Consider the following 18,262-nt stretch of genomic DNA (forward strand, 5'->3'; position numbering starts at 1 on the left):
TATTTAGTCAGTTGGAAAAATAGTGTAAAATAATAATCTAGCTTGTAATGAAAAGGAGAATAAAAAAGCATGACAGGAAAGACACACATCATAGGCGGTATTACAGCAAGTCTTGCTTTTGCACAAACTGCAAATTATGAAGCCATACTTTTAGTTGGAGGCGGCGTCGTCGGTGCATTAATACCAGATATTTGCCATGGAGGTAGTAAAATCGGTCGGAAATTGCCATTACTATCTAAAATCATTAGCACTATTTTTGGGCATCGTTCCTTTACACATAGTTTATTGTTTTTGTTTCTCATGGGGATTCTTTTGAATTCATTCGTGACAAATGAATCCATTGTAGCAGGAATTTTAGTGGGTATGGCGAGCCATTATATATTGGATATGGCGACGAAAAACGGGATCAAATTGCTGTATCCGTTTAAAGTAAGAGTGCGTTTCCCGATTACAACAAAAACGGGAGGAGCAGTGGAAGATGTAGTGTTTGCTGCTCTATCGTTGTTAACGGTGTATTTTGGGTATGGAGTTTTTGTGGAATACTTTTGATTGAGGAAAGAGTGTTACAAAATTGTTACTGGTGCCAGGCACCAGTAACAATTCTGTAACACTCTTTTTTTAAATTTTCGAATTGTAAATATTAATTAACAAAATATTACATAATATTTACAATTATCAGATTGTACTCAATATTTCTTTTGTTTATCTTTAAGAAGCCACCTTATTATTCCAAGTAGTCTACCTATTTGGAATTTAATAAGTAGAAAGATCAAATTGTTCAACAAAATAGGAGGAAAACAATGAAAAAGAATACGGTCAAAAAGTCTGTAATTGCTGCTGCTCTTGCAACGTCTCTATTAACTTCTACAAATGTAGGTTATGCGAATAATTCCCTACAAGAAATAGTAGACCAAGCTCGAAAAGATATGAAGGATGCGGCTTATGATTATGTAGTTCCATCTCAAAATGGGAAAATTGTAACAAGTAAGGAATTATATCCAGCATTAAACAAAGCAAAAGCAAATTATGAGAAAGCAAAGAAAGCAATTGAACAATCGAATGCAAAAAACAAAGAAACTTTACTAAAAGATTTAAACGAATTATACAATGAGCGAATTACAAAAGGTATTGTTCCGTACATTGACGCTTATAACTATGCAGACAAATATTTGAACCCGATTATGGCAGACATTAAAAAAGCAGAGGCTGATAAAGATTGGGCAGAGGTTGAAAAACAATATCATAAATTATCTGTTCAGTTGAAATCACGTACTGCAATCCTCTATCGTTTTAGCGGAAAAGCCGCTCGTGACCTATTGTTAGACTTATATAAAGAACCAGCAAACCAAAAACGTGAACAGTTAATGGTACCAGTAACAATTTATATGAAAGTGCAAGAAGCAGATAAACTATTAGCAGAAGGGAAAAAAGAAGAAGCTGCTAAAGTGTTAGAATCTATTATTCCTTTACAAAATAAAGTGCCATCTCTTAGCGCTTTACCTATGTTGAAAGAGTTACTAGATGAAGTGATTGTGGTAGCTAAAAAAGCTGGAATTGAAGTTATTCCAAATCCGACTACTCCAACAACTCCTCCGACAAGTGGTGGAAACAGTGATGGTGGGAATAGTGACAGTGGTAACTCGGGTTCTAGAAATTTCAAACTGTCTATCATGCACGTTAATGATATACATGCCAATACGGACAAAGCTCCAAAACTTGTAACTGCAGTAAAAGAAGTACGTACTCAAAAACCAGATGCATTGTTATTAAATGCAGGGGATGTTTTCTCAGGTACTTTATATTTTAATGAATTCCTAGGTCAAGCAGACTTAGAATTTATGAATTTAATGAAAGTCGACGCTATGACATTTGGTAACCATGAGTTTGACCTTGGTTCATCTCCTGAGGGACATAAAGCTTTAGTTGATTTCATTAAAGCTGCAAAATTCCCATTTGTATCTGCAAACGTAGATTTTTCACAAGATGAATTATTTACAGGTTTATTCAATACAAAAGTTTCTTCTACTCCTGAAAAAGGAAATATTTATACAGGGATTGTAAAAGAAGTTAAAGGAGAGAAAGTAGGGATTTTTGGTCTTACAACTGCTGAAACCGCAGACATTGCAAGTCCAGGGAAAATTACATTCTCTAACTATATTGAAGATGCGAAAAAGATGGTAGCTGAATTTGAAGCAATGGGTGTTAATAAAATAGTAGCACTTACACATATTGGTCACGATGATAATGCTGCTATGGACAATGATCTAGAATTAGCTTCAAATGTAGACGGGATTGATGTAATTGTAGGTGGACATAGTCATACGCAATTAGACAAACCTGTAGTTGTAGAAAAAGATGAAATTGGTCAAGCGAAAGATAAGACAATTATTGTACAAGCGTACCAATATTCAGATTTCCTTGGTACTTTAGATGTTGAATTTGATAAAAAAGGTGTCGTAGTAAAACATGATGGAAAGCTAATTAAGACCGCAGATAAAGTAGAAGATGCTGAGGCGGCTGAGCTATTAAAGAAATACTCCAGTAAAGTAAAAGAAATTGAAGAAGAAGAAATCGGAGTAACACTTGTAAATGCATTAGAAACTCCTCGTGATAGTGGCAATCCTTCAAAACCAAGTGTGCGTAAAAATGAAACAATTCTAGGGAATTTAATCACAGATGGTATGCTTGCAAAAGCAAAACAATATAACGAAGACGTTATAATGGCATTCCAAAATGGTGGGGGAATCCGCGAAACTATTCCGGCTGGTTCAATTACAGTTGGACAAGTTATTAAAGTACTTCCATTCGGTAATACGTTAGCAACAATGGACTTAACAGGTGCTGAATTAAAACAAGCATTTGAAATCAGCTTTAAATCTCTACCAGGAGAAAACGGTGGTTTCTTACATGTAGCTGGAGGAAAAGTAAAATATGATTCTTCAAAACCAACCGGACAACGTGTTGTATCTATTACTTATTTAGATGGTGACAAATACACAGCAATTGAAGACAACAAAACATATACAATTGCAACAAACGCATTCACCGCTAAAGGTGGAGATAGTTATGATGTATTTGCCAAAGCCTATGTAGATGGTCGCGTAACGGATCTTGGTCTATCAGATTGGGAAAACTTAAGAGAACATTTAATTTCATTAGAAACCATCCCAACTGAAATTGAAGGTCGTATTGTAGATGTTGCAGGTACAACTATAATTGCTGCTGAGGATTTCTCTGGTACAAGTGCTGCACCTAAAGTTTATGAAAGTAATGTGTCAGTAAACGTTGCTAATATTTCCAAGTTAGAAAATGTAACCGTCAAAGGTAATTTAACTCTTACAGGGACTCCATCAGGAAAAGTGTCATTCGAGAATATTTCGGTTGAAGGTAATTTCGATTTATCAGGACTTGAGGGAGACATTGACCTTCACGGAATTACGGTAACAGGAGAAACAACTCTTTAATTCTTTTCACAAAGCCTTTTATTAGAAGGCTTTGTGCTTACCTAATAAAAAAGGGAATTTTGTTAGAAATGAGTACTAAAAAAGATGGAGTCAAAACTAATTTCAATAATATTGGTGGTGGGGCAGAAGCAGGTAAAACAGCGATGAGTTTTAACTGTGTCACGGATCTTAGTGTGGACTCATCAGAAATCGTTTATAGCACCCAACCTATGTGATAACTCCGGACACACAGGGAACATCTGTTAGTTCATTTAACAAAGGCCTAATAAAATTATAAAAATGAAAAGGAAGTTGTGTGAAAATGAACAAAAAGAAAAAAAGAATGAGTGTTTTAAGCGTGTCTCTTATTGCATCCATAGTATTATCTCCAATGCAGTTTGTACAGGCAGCAGAAGTAGAAAATACAGTTTTTATTAATGAAATCGAATCTAATGATCCAGTGACAGATAACGATTGGATTGAAATTATTAATACTGGCAATAGTGATATTGATATCAGTGGATGGTTTGTTACAGATGATAAAGGTTTAGAGCGATTGACAGATAGTGAAGAATGGCGTATTGCGGATGAGACTGTATTAAAAGCTGGTGAAATACTTGTTATTGAACATAGCGATGCTCTGAATAATCTATCTTTAGGAAAAGATGATACAGCTTCTTTGTATGATAGTAGTAATACGTTATTGGATTCTTATACTTATGTAGGTCATGCAGCTGGTACATATTCAAGAGTTCCAGACGGGACAGGAGAATTTGTTGATCAGGAATCTACTAAAGGTGCGTTAAATATTGTAGAAAAACAAGAATTACCTAATCATAAATTAGTAATTAATGAGATTAATTCTCAGCCGGATGATTGGGTCGAGTTTATTAATCTAGGAACAGAAGAGATGGATCTTTCTGGATATGAAATTCGGGATAATTCTGATGACCATCGTTGGAAATTTGCAGAGGGAACAAGTCTGCAAGCAGGAGCATTGTTTGTAGTTGAAGCAAATTCGCTTGGTCAAGTATATGATGATCAGACAGATGCATTTGCTGAAGGTAGTTTCGAGGCAGCAATTGGTATTGGTGGCGGAGATTCTATTCGTTTATATGACAAGGACGGGAATTTACTTGATGAATATTCCTGGACTGAGCATGCTAGTTATCAAGGTGATGCAGCATTAGCGTCTTTCGGAAGATATCCAGATGGGACTGGTTCGTTTGGATTAACGAAAGAAACAAAGGGACTAACAAACGAATGGTATAATCCTCAGATTGTAATCAATGAAGTAGAGTCTAACGATGATGAAACAGATTGGGTTGAAATATATAATGTAGGAACAACAACTGTAGATTTATCTGGTTGGTATTTATATGATAATGACCCAGTAGGACATGTTGCTGATATAAATCCCGTAGCAGATGGAACAGTTCTTAATCCAGGTGAATTTTATGTTTTTGATGGTAATAAGGATTTTACATTTGGTTTAGGAAAGGCTGACCAAGTTACAATCTTCAATAAAGGTGGTGTGTCCATTGCAGAATATTCGTGGGAAGTACATGCAAATGGTGTATACGCACGTATTCCAGATGGAACAGGAGAACTTGTAGAATTTCCCACTTCGACTAAGGGAAAAGCAAATATTGTAACAAATTCTGTTCTATTAAATGAAGTACAGTCAAATGACCCAAATGATGGACCTGATTGGATCGAACTTGCTAATCCAACAGGAGAAGTTTTAGATATTTCTGGAGTAATAATTAAAGATAGTGATGATACACATCAATATCTTATTCCTAATGGTACAACAATTCCAGCGTATGGATTTTTGGTATTAACAGATGAAATATTTGGTTTTGGACTTGGAAAGAATGATTCTGTACGTCTGTTTGAAAATGATCGATTAATAGCTAGCGCAACATGGCCAGAGCATACAAATCCTACTTGGGGATTGTATCCAGATGTAAAGGGAACCGAATATAGAAATACAAGAGAAGAAACACCAGGTGCACCGAATAAATTTGAAGATATCCCTGAAATGATTGCATGGCCAGGTAATGGTGAAGTTGTAATTTTTGATCAGGAACCGACATTTTTAGAAGATTCTTCAGGGTTGGATTTCTTTAAAGACCAATTATATGCAGTAGATAATGGTACAGGTAAGTTTTGGATTTTAGACGTTTCAAAAAATGGAGAGCTAAGCTTTGCAAAAGGTTTTAAAGACGGTAAGCGAGTTCGATTCCAAAAAGATGCAGATGATGCAAAAGCAGCAGGTCCGGATGCAGAAGGAATTACAGTAGATGGAAATGGTTTTGTCTATATTGCTTCTGAACGTGATAATAATGTTAAAGGCGTTAACTTTAATATGATTTTGCAAGTTGATCCACTTAAAGAAGACAATGATTTAATTGCATTACAGCAATGGGATATCACAGATTCATTACCAGTGGTTTCTGCCAATATGGGGATTGAAGCTGTAGAATGGGTATCAAACGCAAATGTGAATGGTAAACTATATGACCAAAATACGAATACAGTATTTGACGCAACTAATTATCCAAACGCAATTGCAAGTGGTGTGTTCTTTGTGGCGTTAGAAGATAATGGTCATGTATATGCATATGTTTTAAATAAAGATGGAAGCTCTTTACTAATTGCTGATATTGACGCTAAAATTGGTGGGGCTATGGCTCTTGACTATGATACGTATGAAAATGTATTGTGGGTTGTTGCGGACAATGGATATAATAATCGTTCAGCAAAAATATCATTCAATGGAGAGCAAAATCCAGAAATTATTCATATCATTCCTGCAAGTGGTGTGGATGTGAGTGCTAATAATGAAGGATTTGCTATTGCCGAGGCAATTTTTACTAAAGATAGTCAAAGACCTGTGTATCGATTTAAAGATGGAGAAAAATCTGGCTCTTTATCTATAGGTTCTATTACATCTGATTATAAAGAAAGTGTAGATGACGATAATGTAGAACCAATCACTCCACAAAAATCATATGATTTCAAAAACTATCATACTGACAAACTGGTGATTCACAAGCCAAGCGTATCAATCACTGTAGATATCGCATCTACAATCAATAATGGTGTTGTATTCACAGGAGAATATGCAGAATTCCATGGTGCGGGTTTTGTAGATAAAACAATTACTATTAAACCGAAAAAAGCCGGTGCTATTATCGACTTTAAAGGAATAGAAGTTCAAAAAGTAGTGATTAGTGGAACAAATGTAAAAGAAATTCGTGGTAGCGAAAAAGTTACTATTGAGTATGATGATGGAGCTAGCGCTGAAAATATTATTTTTAATTAAAACATATTAAAAGGACAGGAGAATATTTTAAGTTCTCCTGTTTTTGGGGGAATAAAACACCCAGTGCTAAACAAACAGTGCTAAACAAACAGTGCCGATAATATTACGATTGAAAAATTAAATGCAAATGGTGATGTAATACTATAACAATTTTTGCGAAACCTTCTTCACTTGTTGTAGAAGGTTTCGCCATCTTAATAATGAACAAAGAATCCCTAACAAAAAAGGAGAATTGTTTAGATGAGTAAATGGAATTGGAAGAAGCCAATTAATGCCGTATTATCTGTTATCTTAGTAGCAAGTCTGTTCATCCCAGCTCTACCAACAACAGTAGTAGCGGAAACAACTAAAACTGTAGAAACGTTTGATAATTTAACGAATACTACAAATTCTTATGTAACTGAAAATTTTGTTGGTATCAATAGTATTATTTGGAACTATGCAGATAGTCGAGGTGGGCTTGATGCCTATACTATTGATGGAAAAGGATTAATGCTTAGAAATGCTTCCTATATTGAATCGAATACGATACAAGATGGTATTAGTAAAATTTCTGTAGATTATAAAACGGCATATACAAGTGCGGGAGAAAGACAAATTGAAGTATTTATTAATGGTGAGTCTAAAGGTGTTTCCCCAGCCGTTAATACAGATAATACTGCAACTCAAACATTTGAACTAGAAAACATCAACATCGCTGGACCGTTTACAATTAAAATAGTGGGTAAGTCAAGTCCAACGGGGAGACAAATTACCATTGACAACATAACTTGGACAAATTATGAGGCTTCTGAACCTGTTGTTGAAACTCAGGTGAAAGAAGTAAAAGCAACTCCTACTTCTAGTACTGTTGAAGCTGGCACTAAAGTTGAATTGTCAACTGCAACAACTGGAGATACAGCTATTTTTTACACAACTAATGGAGTTGAACCTACGACAGCAGACAATGAATACACAGCACCAATTACAATTATTGAAGATACAACTATTAAGGCAATTGCAGTAGATAATGATATCACTAGAAATTTAGATAATAGTGACATTGCTACATTTACTTACACAATTCAAGCGCCACTAACAACTATTTCTATTGCTGAAGCTCGTGAAATAGAAAAAAAGGGTCAAGAAGTCATGGTAACGGGGACAGTGACTGCATTATTAGATACAGCAACAGCTCACATCCAAGATAGCACTGGGGCTATTGCGATTTATCCAGCGTCAAGCCTTTCTGCGAATGTTGGAGATATAGTTACTGTTAAAGGAACGGTAGCTGAATACAGTGGTCTAATACAATTAACGAATATCACATTAGTGGGTGAACCAACTGCATCCACACTTCCTGCACCACTTGAAGTGACAAGTGCAGGTGTTATAGAAGAAAATGAATCAAAGTTAGTCACACTCAAAAATGTTTCAATTACTGGAGCGGGTCGCGATTTTACTGGAACGGATGCTGATGGTAAATTTGCTATCTATGATAAAACAGAAGATTCAGGATTAGTTGCCGGAGTAACTTATGGTGAAATTACAGGGATTGTTGGACAATACGGTACGGTCCATCAAATTCTTCCTATTTCAGTGGTTGAAGATACTACAAAAGTTCAAAATGTTCAAGCTTCTAAATCTGGCGGTGTAACAGCGGGAACAAGTGTTACACTTTCAACAATTACACAAGGTGCAACTATCCACTATACAATGGACGGGTCAACACCAACAACGTCTAGCGCGGTCTATACTAGCGGGATTACAATAAATGAACCAATGACAATAAAAGCAACTGCCGTAAAAGAAGGTTTAACCGACAGTGCAATTGCAACCTTTACGTATGAAATTATTAATACTGATGGCGCAACGATCAGCGGCATCCAAGGAGCAAATCATACTTCGTCATATCTTGGCTTAACTGTAAATGAAGTTGAAGGAGTGGTTACTTACGTAATTAATACTTCAAACTTCATTATGCAAGAGGCTAATAATTCAACTTATGACAATGTAAAATCGAATGCTATCAAAGTAAACAAATCATCTCATGGGGTAAATGTAGGTGATAAAGTAAAAGTAACTGGTGTTGTGGGAGAAACTGGTGGTAATTCAAGATTAACTGATACAAGCATTGCGGCAACATCTATCATGAAAGACGGTACAGCAGAATTACCAGCACCACTAGTGATTGGCGAAGACATTACGCCACCGAACAAAATCATCGACAACGATGGCTTTGCTATATTTGACCCAGCTGAAGATGGAATCGATTTCTGGGAATCAATCGAGTATATGAACGTATCATTCCCGGATGCGAGAATAGTTGGACCACCATATAGTAATGATGTGCCAATCGTTGTCCCAAGCACAACAAACAACACATTTAATGTCAATGGCGGTTTAAATATCGCAGCAGATGATTATAATCCAGAAAAAATTATGCTTGAAGGCGTGTCGGATAAAGACTATGAATCTGGTGACCGCTTTGACGCAAATCTGATTGGGTTTGTAGAAAACTTTACAGATGGTTACCGATTAAACACGAATAATGTTTTCCCAACAGTAACAAAAGCAAACAATCTTCAAGAGGTGACACATATTACAGAAGCAGCCGATAAATTAACAGTAGCAGCATATAATATTGAAAACTTCTCAAATAACAAAGATAACACAAAAGATGAAAAAGTAGCGAAAATTGCAGGGACGTTTGTTCAGAATATGAAATCACCAGATATTATTACTTTAGTAGAAGTGCAAGATAATGATGGTCAAACAGATTCTGGTAATGCGGATGCATCCGAAAGTTACTTACGTTTAATTAACGCAATAGAAGCTGCTGATGGTCCATCTTATGATTGGGTAGATGTAACTCCAGTTGATAATACAGTTGGTGGTGCACCAGGTGGTAATATTCGTATAGGTTATTTATATAATCCACAACGAGTATCACTAGTAACTGGAGCAAAAGGAACTGGCACGGATGCTAACTCTTGGACAAATGCGGGTAATTTAGCGCTGAATCCAGGTTTCATTGATCCAACTAAGTTCAATGATACACGTAAACCACTTGCGGCTGAATTTGAATTCCAAGGTGAACGAGTAGTCGTGATCGGTGCTCACTTAAATTCAAAAGGTGGGGATGGATCTTTATGGGGCCCAACTCAACCACCAGTATTAGGGTCAGTTCCAGAACGTCTTGGTCTAGCTCAAGCAATTAACGACTTTATCGACGAAGGGCTTGCAAAAAATCCTGATTTGAATATTGTGGTTGCTGGAGACATGAACGACTTTGAATTCACACCTGCACTTGAAACGCTTAAAGGCGGAGTATTAACAAATATGGTTGATAAAGTTCCAGTTGAAGATCGTTTCTCTTACTTCTTCCAAGGGAACAACCAAGTACTTGACCATATTTTAGTATCTAATAATTTAGTAAATGCTACAGTTGCCGATATGATTCATATCAATGCAAACTTTACGGATGCACAAGGTCGCGCATCTGACCATGACCCAGTGTTAGTGCAAATTGATCTAGCGGCTGCAGAAGATGTAGTAACACCAATCACAGCTCAGAAACTATATGATTTCAAAAACCTTAAAACGAACAAACTAACAATTACGAAGCCAAGTATTTCACTTACACTTGGTGAAAATACTACGATTACAAATGGTGTTTTATTCACAGGGGATTATGCAGAATTCCACGGTGATGGATTTGCAGATCAAACAGTAACAATCAAACCGAATAAAGCTGGTGCGATTATTGATTTCAAAGGAACTATTATTGAAAAAATAATTATTGATGGTACTAATGTAAAACAAATTCGTGCTCTTCCAGATAATGTTGAAATTGAATACAAGAACGGAGCATCACCAGCAAACATTGAATTCGTAGACGGAGAAGGGAACCTCATTACTGAGGTTCCTTCTTTTCCTAATGACAACAATGCACCAGTTATTAAAAAAGCAATTCCTAATGCAACGGTGATTGGAGGGGAAAAGGTATCGGTTTTATTAACAGACTACTTCTCTGATTCTGATAATGATAAACTCATATTTACTTCTACAAAAGGGATTATTGAAGGAGCTACATTAACGTTAACCCTTGAAGTTGGAAGCCATATTGTTGGGGTTACTGCAACTGACGGTGATAAATCTATTACTACAAGCTTTATAGTTACAGTGGGTTCAGTAGAAGAGTCACCACTTGAAACATATTACCGAGGTGCAATTGGTAAAGAGGGACAAGTATTAAAAGCCGCACTTCATGAAATTATTGATGATCATACCGAGTTAACTTACGCTCAAGTATGGGAAGCTTTAAGAGAGACGGATGAAGATCCAAACAATAACAATAATGTGATTTTATTTTATTCAGGAGTTTCACGTTCTAAAAATAGCAATGGCGGAAATTCCGGACAATGGAATCGCGAACATACATGGGCGAAATCACACGGTGACTTCGGGACAAGTAAAGGACCAGGAACCGATATTCATCATCTAAGAGCTACAGATGTACAAGTAAATGGTTTGAGAGGGAATTTAGATTTTGATAACGGTGGGAGTCCAGTTAATGGATGTAACGGATGTTTTAAAACAGCAACTTCATTTGAACCACCCGATCGTGTAAAAGGCGATGTTGCAAGAATTCTCTTCTACATGGCTACTCGCTACGAACCGGGTGATAAAGTGGATTTAGAGCTAAACGAAAAGCTTAATAATGGAAAAGATCCTTACCATGGAAAACTTTCAGTGCTTTTACAATGGCATCTCGAAGATCCAGTTGATGAAGTGGAACGTAAGCGAAACAATATTATCCAACAATGGCAAGGCAATCGTAATCCATTCATCGACCATCCAGAGTGGGTCAACCTAATCTGGAAACAACCAGGATCAGCTAGTGTTCAAAAAGTATCTTAATGTTTCAGAAGTATTACGGGTGCCTGGCACCCGTAATATAAATGTAATATAGGGGTTGCTCCAAAGTCGGTAAAAGTCGACTTTGGAGCAACCCCTTTTGCTATACTAAAAAGTTGGGATATTACAGGTGCTAGTCACCCGTAATAATATAATTGGAAGTTATGCTATTATATTTTCAAAGAGAGGGGTTTGATCATGGATAAGTTTATGAAGCAAGCGGTTGAATTGGCTATTGAAAATGTACGGAATGGGGGACAACCTTTTGGTGCAGTTCTTGTAAAGAATGGGGAAGTGATTGGTGAGGGTGTTAATGAGCTACACATTAAACATGATATTAGTGGGCACGCTGAGTTATTGGCTATTCGTCGTGCACAGGAACAATTACAAACGAATGATTTATCTGGCACTGCGATGTATGCTAGTGGATTTCCATGTCCGATGTGTTTTGCTGCGATGAATTTTGCTGGAGTAGAGAAGGTTTTTTATTGTGCAAGTCTTGAAGAGGCAAAAAATGTTGGTCTGGGAAAGTCTGCGTTGATATATGAAGATTTACAAAAGCAACCAGAAGAGAGAGAGTTGCCGATGGTTTCTATGGAGCTTGAAGAAGAAATGGTGAATCCAATGAAGTTATGGAAAGGGTTTAGCAAGCAATAAATAATAGAAAAGGGGGATGAAAAAATGAAAAAAGCACTTGTAATAGGAGGCACAAGATTTTTCGGAGTGCATTTAGTAGAAACATTGTTAGCAGAAGGCTTCGATGTAACGATTGCGACAAGGGGCAAAACGCAAGATCCGTTTTCAACTAGAGTCAATCGTATAATCGTAGATCGATTGAATTTTGCAGAGCTTAAAGAGCGATGTGGAAATGAAACTTGGGATATTATTTTCGACCAAATTTGTTATTCATCACAGGAAGCACTAGAAGCTATTGAAGTGTTCCGGGACAAAACGAAGAAATATGTGTTCACTTCTTCTAAATCCGTCTATGGTGAAGGACATGGGGAAGTAGGATTTGTCGAGGCAGATTTTAATCCTTACGACTACAACATTATTCCAGGACAAAAAGAAGACTTCACATACGATGAAGGAAAACGACAAGCGGAAGCGGTATTTTTTCAAAAAGCGTCATTTCCTGTAGTAGCAGTGAGATTTCCAATCGTTTTGGGACTGAACGACTATACGAAAAGACTCCATTTTCATATTGAGAAAATAGTGAATCATGAAGAGATACATCTGATAAATCCAGATGCATCTATTGATTTTATCTCGGAAGAAGAAGCAGGGGAGTTTCTAGCTTGGATTGGTAGTTCAGCGTTCTCTGGACCAATTAATGCATTGTCTAACGGAAAAGTGAAATTAAGCGAAATGATTACTACTATAGAAGAAAAAACAAAAATTTCTGCGATTATTTCTTCTATACCAGATGAAACGAACGCTTCACCTTTTAATATTTCCGAGTCTTGGTTAATAAACAATGAAAAAGCTAGAAATTTAGGTTTCCAATTTATAGACTTAAATGAGTGGCTGCCAGTACTCATTGGAGATATATTGGAGTCTAACAAGGAAAGATAAATAAAATACTGTGAAATCCCCATCAAGCAATACTTGAATCGGGGATTTTCTTATGCAATAAGCCACGCAAGCTTCCGAATACTATCTAATTCGTAATAGAATATCCAATGATCTTCTATTACAAGAATAAAGTTCTCCCGTTAATCCACTCACATACATTAACTTTAAGTTTTCCAACATTATTTTACTGAAAATGAATGATAATAAATAAAATATTTTTCCGTGAATCATAGTTGCAACGAAATGACAGTTAATTATTATTAATAGAAATATTTTAAATAAATCGATTGATTTTGAAAATGCTTTCATTTATACTTTTACTAAATCGGTTTTCTAAATCGATTTATGAAATTTTAAGAAGGGGATTGCTATGAATAAAGTAACAATGGCTGATGTCGCACAGAAAGCTGGTGTGTCTAAAAGCACTGTATCTCAATTTATAAATAACAGGTTTCAATATATGGCAGACTCCACCCAGGAGAGAATTCGAGATGTGATAAATGAACTAGGTTATATTCCTAACTTTACAGCAAAAAGCTTAAAGCAAAAGAAATCTGCAACAATTGGAGTTATTGTTGCAAACATTTTACATAATTTTTCTACTGAAATTATTCGTTCCATAGAAGATGAATGTGGGTTCAATAATTTTCATTTATTTGTGTGTAATGCTGATGACGACCCTGACAAAGAACGAGATTATATTGATATGTTAGTCGCTAAGCAAGTAGATGGTTTAATTATTTTCCCGACGAATGGAAATGTAGATTTATATCAACGGTTAAAGCTAGCGAATTTCCCAATTATTTTTGTCGATAGAAAGATTGATGAACCTTTGTATCCAACAATTTTACTAGACAATAAAAAAGCTGCTGAACTTGCAGTAGAATCGATTCTGCAAAAAAATAGAAAAGACATTGCTTTAGTAGCTACTTCCATCATTCGAAACGTGACTCCACGTGTGGAGCGTATAAATGGATTTAAAGAAGCACTATTGGATAATGGCATTGAGCCAAATTTGGATTGGATCATTGCAGTAGATAGAGAGAATATAAAAAGTCAACTTGAGAAGGTTTGGTCTTCGAATATTCGCCCGAAAGCATTTTTCGCTACAAATGATTTGTCTTTAATAGAGTTACTGAAATTCATAAGAGAAAATAATATTCAAATTCCACAAGATGTAAGCGTTATAGCGATAGATGATTCGCCATTTTTAGAAATATCGAATCCACCAGTAACTGTCATTAAACAGCCTACATTTGAAATGGGAAAAGAAGCAGTAAGAAAACTGTTGCTACTGATGACAGAAGAAAGTTTAGAAAATACATATGATATTAAACGTTATGCCCCGACTTTGATTGAACGGAAGTCATTATAACAGCAAGGAGAATGGTGAATGTCAACTAACTTTCAAGTATTAACTATAGGGGATGCCATGATTACAATGAACCCTGTTACAACAGGACCACTTCGTTATGTTACTCATTTTGAACGAAAATTAGGTGGTGCAGAACTAAACTTTGCGATCGGCTGTGCAAGATTGGGTCTGAATGCCAAATGGGTTAGCCGATTGGGAAAGGATGAGTTTGGCCGTGTTATTTATAATTTCGCAAAAGGGGAAGGCGTGGATGTATCTGAAGTAGAGTTTGTAGAGAATCACCCAACTTCCGTGAACTTTAAAGAAATTAGCGAATCCGGTGCAGGCAAAACATTTTACTATCGACATCATTCGCCTATATTAACACTCAAACCATCGGATATTCATGATGATATTTTAAGTGGAGTAAGCTTAGTCCACATCACGGGCGTTTTCTTAGCTATTGATGATGTGAATTTCTCAATTGCAGAGCGAATTTTACAACTTGCAAAATCAAAAGGAATTCCTGTTTCATTCGATCCAAATATTCGTTTAAAGTTGTGGACGATTGAAGAAGCGAGAGAAACCTATAAAAAAATATTTCCGTATGTAAATATACTGCTAACTGGACTGGATGAAATTAGACTAATTACAGGTTTCGATTCAACTGTAGATTTAGAAAAGTTCGCAAAAAACTATGAGATAAATAGTTTAGTAATAAAAGACGGAGAAAAAGGTTCCAAAGTGTACCAGGACGGTAAATGGACTGAGGCGAAAGCATTCAAAGTTCGAGCAATTGACACTGTAGGTGCTGGGGATGGTTTTGATGCAGGATTTGTATATGGTTATCTCCATAATTATTCACTTGAGGAAACATTGCAGTTTGCAAATGGTGTAGGAGCTCTTGTCACCACGGTTTCCGGTGACAATGAAGGACTTCCTTATTTAGAAGAAGTAAATGCTTTTATTCATAATGAAAACATAGTTGAAAGGTGATTGTATGAATACAATTTCAACCATTCTTGGAGAGATAAGCACGGTTTGTGCCAATATAAATGACAAGGAATACAATCACCTTGTGGAAATTTTCCAAAGCAATAATCGCTTTTTCTTCAGTGGAGAGGGAAGATCAGGGCTCATTGCTAAAGCAATAGCTATGAGACTGATGCATAGTGGAAAGACAGTATTTGTTATTGGGGAGACGACAACACCGGCTATTGAGAAATCGGATGTGTTGATTGTAGTTTCTGGTTCTGGGAAGACACCAAATACCTTAAATATTTTAGAAAGCGCTTCAAAAGTTGAAGCATTAATCTTTCTAATCACCACTAACAGAGATGTACTGGAATTATATAGTGGGCTGCTCGTACACGCCGCAACAAAGTATCGATTGCCAGGTGAACCAGATACGATTCAACCTTTAGGAAATCAATTTGATCAAGCAGCACATCTAGTTTTAGATGCAGCGATTATTGACAGTTTTAATAATGGACAGTCTAACGACACTATGAAAAGTAAACATAGCAATTTGGAATAGGGGGTCTACCATGTCGACAGTTACGATCAAACAGGAGGATGCTAAACAGTTGGCCATTAACAAATTAGTGGCTGCTGGATTAGTGGAGGAACACGCAGAAAAAGTAGCAGAAGTTCTTATTCATGCAGACTTACGCAATGTTAACTCACATGGTGTTTTGAGAACAGAGCATTATGTAAATCGTATAAAAGCAGGAGGAATAAATCCAACTGCAAACATTTCATTTAACCAAACAGGAACTGTAACGGGTGTTGTTGACGGGGACGATGGTTTAGGTCATGTCATTGGAGATATCGCGATGGACCATGCGATTCAAATGGCGAAAGAGAATGGCGTTGGTATGGTAACGGCTATGAACAGTAGTCATTGTGGTGCACTAAGTTACTTTGTCCAAAAAGCAGCAGAGTCGAATTTAATTGGAATAGCGATGACACACACAGATAAAATTGTCGTTCCATTCGGTGGAAAAACATCCTTCTTAGGAACAAATCCAATTGCTTATGGAATTCCTGCGAAAACACATAAACCATTCATCTTGGACATGGCAACATCGACAGTCGCACTTGGCAAAGTGTTACAGCACAAAGAAGAAGGAAAATCTATTCCAGAAGGTTGGGGTGTCGATGCAGAAGGGAAAGCCGTCACCAACCCAGCTGAAGTAGTCTCTTTAACACCTTTTGGAGGTCCAAAAGGATATGGACTATCTCTAATAGTTGATGTTTTTTCTGGTCTACTTGCAGGTGCAGCATTTGGTCCACATATCGGGAAAATGTACGATGATTTAGATAAAAAACGTAAATTGGGTCACTATTTTTGCGCAATCAATCCGGCAAATTTTAATGATTTAGAAACTTTCTTAACTAATATGGATCAAATGATTGATGAGTTACATGATTCCGAACCAGCTCCAGGATTCACGAAAGTTTATATACCTGGTGAAATAGAACAATTAAACGAGGAAAACAACCGCAAAAACGGAATTACAATTGCATCTAGTGTTTACGACTATCTAACTAATTGAAGAATAGTTGAAGGGGGGGATGTGTTCAAATTAACAGGGGTGTTTTGCAAATCTTATCATATAAAAAAGAAACGGGGTATAAACAAATGAAAAAAATGAAATTGTTTTCTGGTATTTTAGCAGCATCACTTCTATTAGCAGCTTGTAGTTCGGACGGAGGAAGTTCAAGTTCCTCGAAAGAAGAAGTAATCAAGTGGAAGTTCGGTCACTTAGCAGATGAAAATCATATTTGGCACAAAACAGCTGAAGAGTTTGCAAGTTTAGTAGATGAAAAAACAGATGGACAAATTAAAATATCTATTTTCCCAAATAACTCGCTTGGTGGAGAAACGGATACGATTAATGCAATTGAAGCGGGAACTGCGGATATGGTGATTTCCGGTGAAACGATGCAAAACTGGGCACCAAAAGCAGCACTAATGGCTGTTCCATATGCATTCCGTGATCTTGATCATGTGAAATCAGTAGTGGAAGGTGAAATTGGGAAAGAGATTGAAGGGGAAATTAAAGAAAAAGTAAAATTAACACCTCTTTACTATCATACTCGTGCACCACGAAATTTAACGTCAAACGAAAAAATTGAAACACCTGCAGATTTAAAAGGATTTAGTATGCGTGTACCAAACGTACCATTGTTCTTGAAAGTTTGGGAAGCAGCTGGAGCCAAGCCACAAGTTATGGACTTTAACGAAGTATTTACAGGATTACAACAAGGCGTAATTGGTGGACAAGAAAATCCTGTGGACTTAATCCAAAGTGGTGGATTGTATGAAGTGCAAGATTTTGTTAACCGTACCGAGCATGTGTATTCTTGGATTTATGTATTAGTAGGTAATAAACAATTTGAAGCTTTAAACGAAGATCAACAGACAGCAGTATTAGAGGCTGCAGCAGAAGCACAAAAATTCGGTGATGAGTTATATACAGAAACAATTGAGAGTATTGAAGCGGATTTAAAGGAAAAAGGAATGGAATTTGTGGATGTTGATCAAGACGCATTCCGCGAAATCATGTTGCCAGCTATTAAATCTACTCTATCTCCAGAACAATTTGAAATATATGAGAAAATATTGAACGCTAAGTAACACATGAAGTGGCACTT

At 36.5% G+C, this 18,262-nt stretch carries 10 protein-coding genes and 1 pseudogene; all 11 read left to right on the forward strand.

The genetic code is table 11. The features are described from left to right. Window positions 1–69 precede the first annotated feature (69 nt). The 11 genes and pseudogenes from FG383_RS02080 (at window position 70) to FG383_RS02130 (ending at window position 18,245) form a co-directional block, all read left to right on the forward strand. Window positions 70–549 carry a metal-dependent hydrolase gene (locus FG383_RS02080; protein ID WP_142605190.1) on the forward strand — a complete coding sequence of 160 codons (480 nt, stop codon included), beginning with the start codon at window positions 70–72 and terminating at the stop codon, window positions 547–549. Between the two features lie 251 nt (window positions 550–800). Next, window positions 801–3,464, forward strand: coding sequence for a 5'-nucleotidase C-terminal domain-containing protein (locus tag FG383_RS02085; RefSeq protein ID WP_185907820.1), 2,664 nt, complete (start codon window positions 801–803; stop codon window positions 3,462–3,464). A gap of 301 nt (window positions 3,465–3,765) precedes the next feature. Next, window positions 3,766–6,774, forward strand: a complete 3,009-nt coding sequence (locus FG383_RS02090; protein WP_142605191.1) for a lamin tail domain-containing protein — start codon at window positions 3,766–3,768, stop codon at window positions 6,772–6,774. 795 nt (window positions 6,775–7,569) lie between these two features. After that, window positions 7,570–11,676, forward strand: a pseudogene (locus tag FG383_RS02095) (endonuclease); the annotation flags it as partial. Window positions 11,677–11,871: 195 nt separating this feature from the next. Then, window positions 11,872–12,330, forward strand: a complete 459-nt coding sequence (locus FG383_RS02100; protein WP_142605192.1) for a nucleoside deaminase — start codon at window positions 11,872–11,874, stop codon at window positions 12,328–12,330. Between the two features lie 24 nt (window positions 12,331–12,354). Beyond that, window positions 12,355–13,248 carry an NAD-dependent epimerase/dehydratase family protein gene (locus FG383_RS02105; protein WP_142605193.1) on the forward strand — a complete coding sequence of 298 codons (894 nt, stop codon included), beginning with the start codon at window positions 12,355–12,357 and terminating at the stop codon, window positions 13,246–13,248. Window positions 13,249–13,618: 370 nt separating this feature from the next. Next, entirely contained in the window at window positions 13,619–14,623 is a 1,005-nt protein-coding gene (locus tag FG383_RS02110) for a LacI family DNA-binding transcriptional regulator (RefSeq protein ID WP_142605194.1), read from the forward strand. Window positions 14,624–14,641: 18 nt separating this feature from the next. Beyond that, window positions 14,642–15,598, forward strand: coding sequence for a sugar kinase (locus tag FG383_RS02115; RefSeq protein WP_142605195.1), 957 nt, complete (start codon window positions 14,642–14,644; stop codon window positions 15,596–15,598). A gap of 4 nt (window positions 15,599–15,602) precedes the next feature. Continuing rightward, window positions 15,603–16,139, forward strand: a complete 537-nt coding sequence (gene hxlB, locus FG383_RS02120) for a 6-phospho-3-hexuloisomerase (RefSeq protein ID WP_142605196.1) — start codon at window positions 15,603–15,605, stop codon at window positions 16,137–16,139. Window positions 16,140–16,149: 10 nt separating this feature from the next. Further along, window positions 16,150–17,160, forward strand: coding sequence for an ureidoglycolate dehydrogenase (allD, locus tag FG383_RS02125; protein WP_142605197.1), 1,011 nt, complete (start codon window positions 16,150–16,152; stop codon window positions 17,158–17,160). Window positions 17,161–17,246: 86 nt separating this feature from the next. Then, the gene (locus tag FG383_RS02130) at window positions 17,247–18,245 is read left to right on the forward strand and encodes a TRAP transporter substrate-binding protein (RefSeq protein ID WP_142605198.1); all 999 of its coding nucleotides are present in this window, start codon (window positions 17,247–17,249) and stop codon (window positions 18,243–18,245) included. Window positions 18,246–18,262: the final 17 nt, after the last annotated feature.

This window comes from Psychrobacillus soli (assembly GCF_006861775.1).
Lineage (GTDB): Bacteria > Bacillota > Bacilli > Bacillales_A > Planococcaceae > Psychrobacillus > Psychrobacillus soli.

Excerpts from the sequence above, each read along its gene's own strand:
- FG383_RS02080 (WP_142605190.1), top strand. The coding sequence starts at position 70 with ATGACAGGAAAGACACACATCATAGGCGGTATTACAGCAAGTCTTGCT.
- FG383_RS02085 (WP_185907820.1), top strand. The coding sequence starts at position 801 with ATGAAAAAGAATACGGTCAAAAAGTCTGTAATTGCTGCTGCTCTTGCA.
- FG383_RS02090 (WP_142605191.1), top strand. The coding sequence starts at position 3,766 with ATGAACAAAAAGAAAAAAAGAATGAGTGTTTTAAGCGTGTCTCTTATT.
- FG383_RS02100 (WP_142605192.1), top strand. The coding sequence starts at position 11,872 with ATGGATAAGTTTATGAAGCAAGCGGTTGAATTGGCTATTGAAAATGTA.
- FG383_RS02105 (WP_142605193.1), top strand. The coding sequence starts at position 12,355 with ATGAAAAAAGCACTTGTAATAGGAGGCACAAGATTTTTCGGAGTGCAT.
- FG383_RS02110 (WP_142605194.1), top strand. The coding sequence starts at position 13,619 with ATGAATAAAGTAACAATGGCTGATGTCGCACAGAAAGCTGGTGTGTCT.
- FG383_RS02115 (WP_142605195.1), top strand. The coding sequence starts at position 14,642 with ATGTCAACTAACTTTCAAGTATTAACTATAGGGGATGCCATGATTACA.
- hxlB (WP_142605196.1), top strand. The coding sequence starts at position 15,603 with ATGAATACAATTTCAACCATTCTTGGAGAGATAAGCACGGTTTGTGCC.
- allD (WP_142605197.1), top strand. The coding sequence starts at position 16,150 with ATGTCGACAGTTACGATCAAACAGGAGGATGCTAAACAGTTGGCCATT.
- FG383_RS02130 (WP_142605198.1), top strand. The coding sequence starts at position 17,247 with ATGAAAAAAATGAAATTGTTTTCTGGTATTTTAGCAGCATCACTTCTA.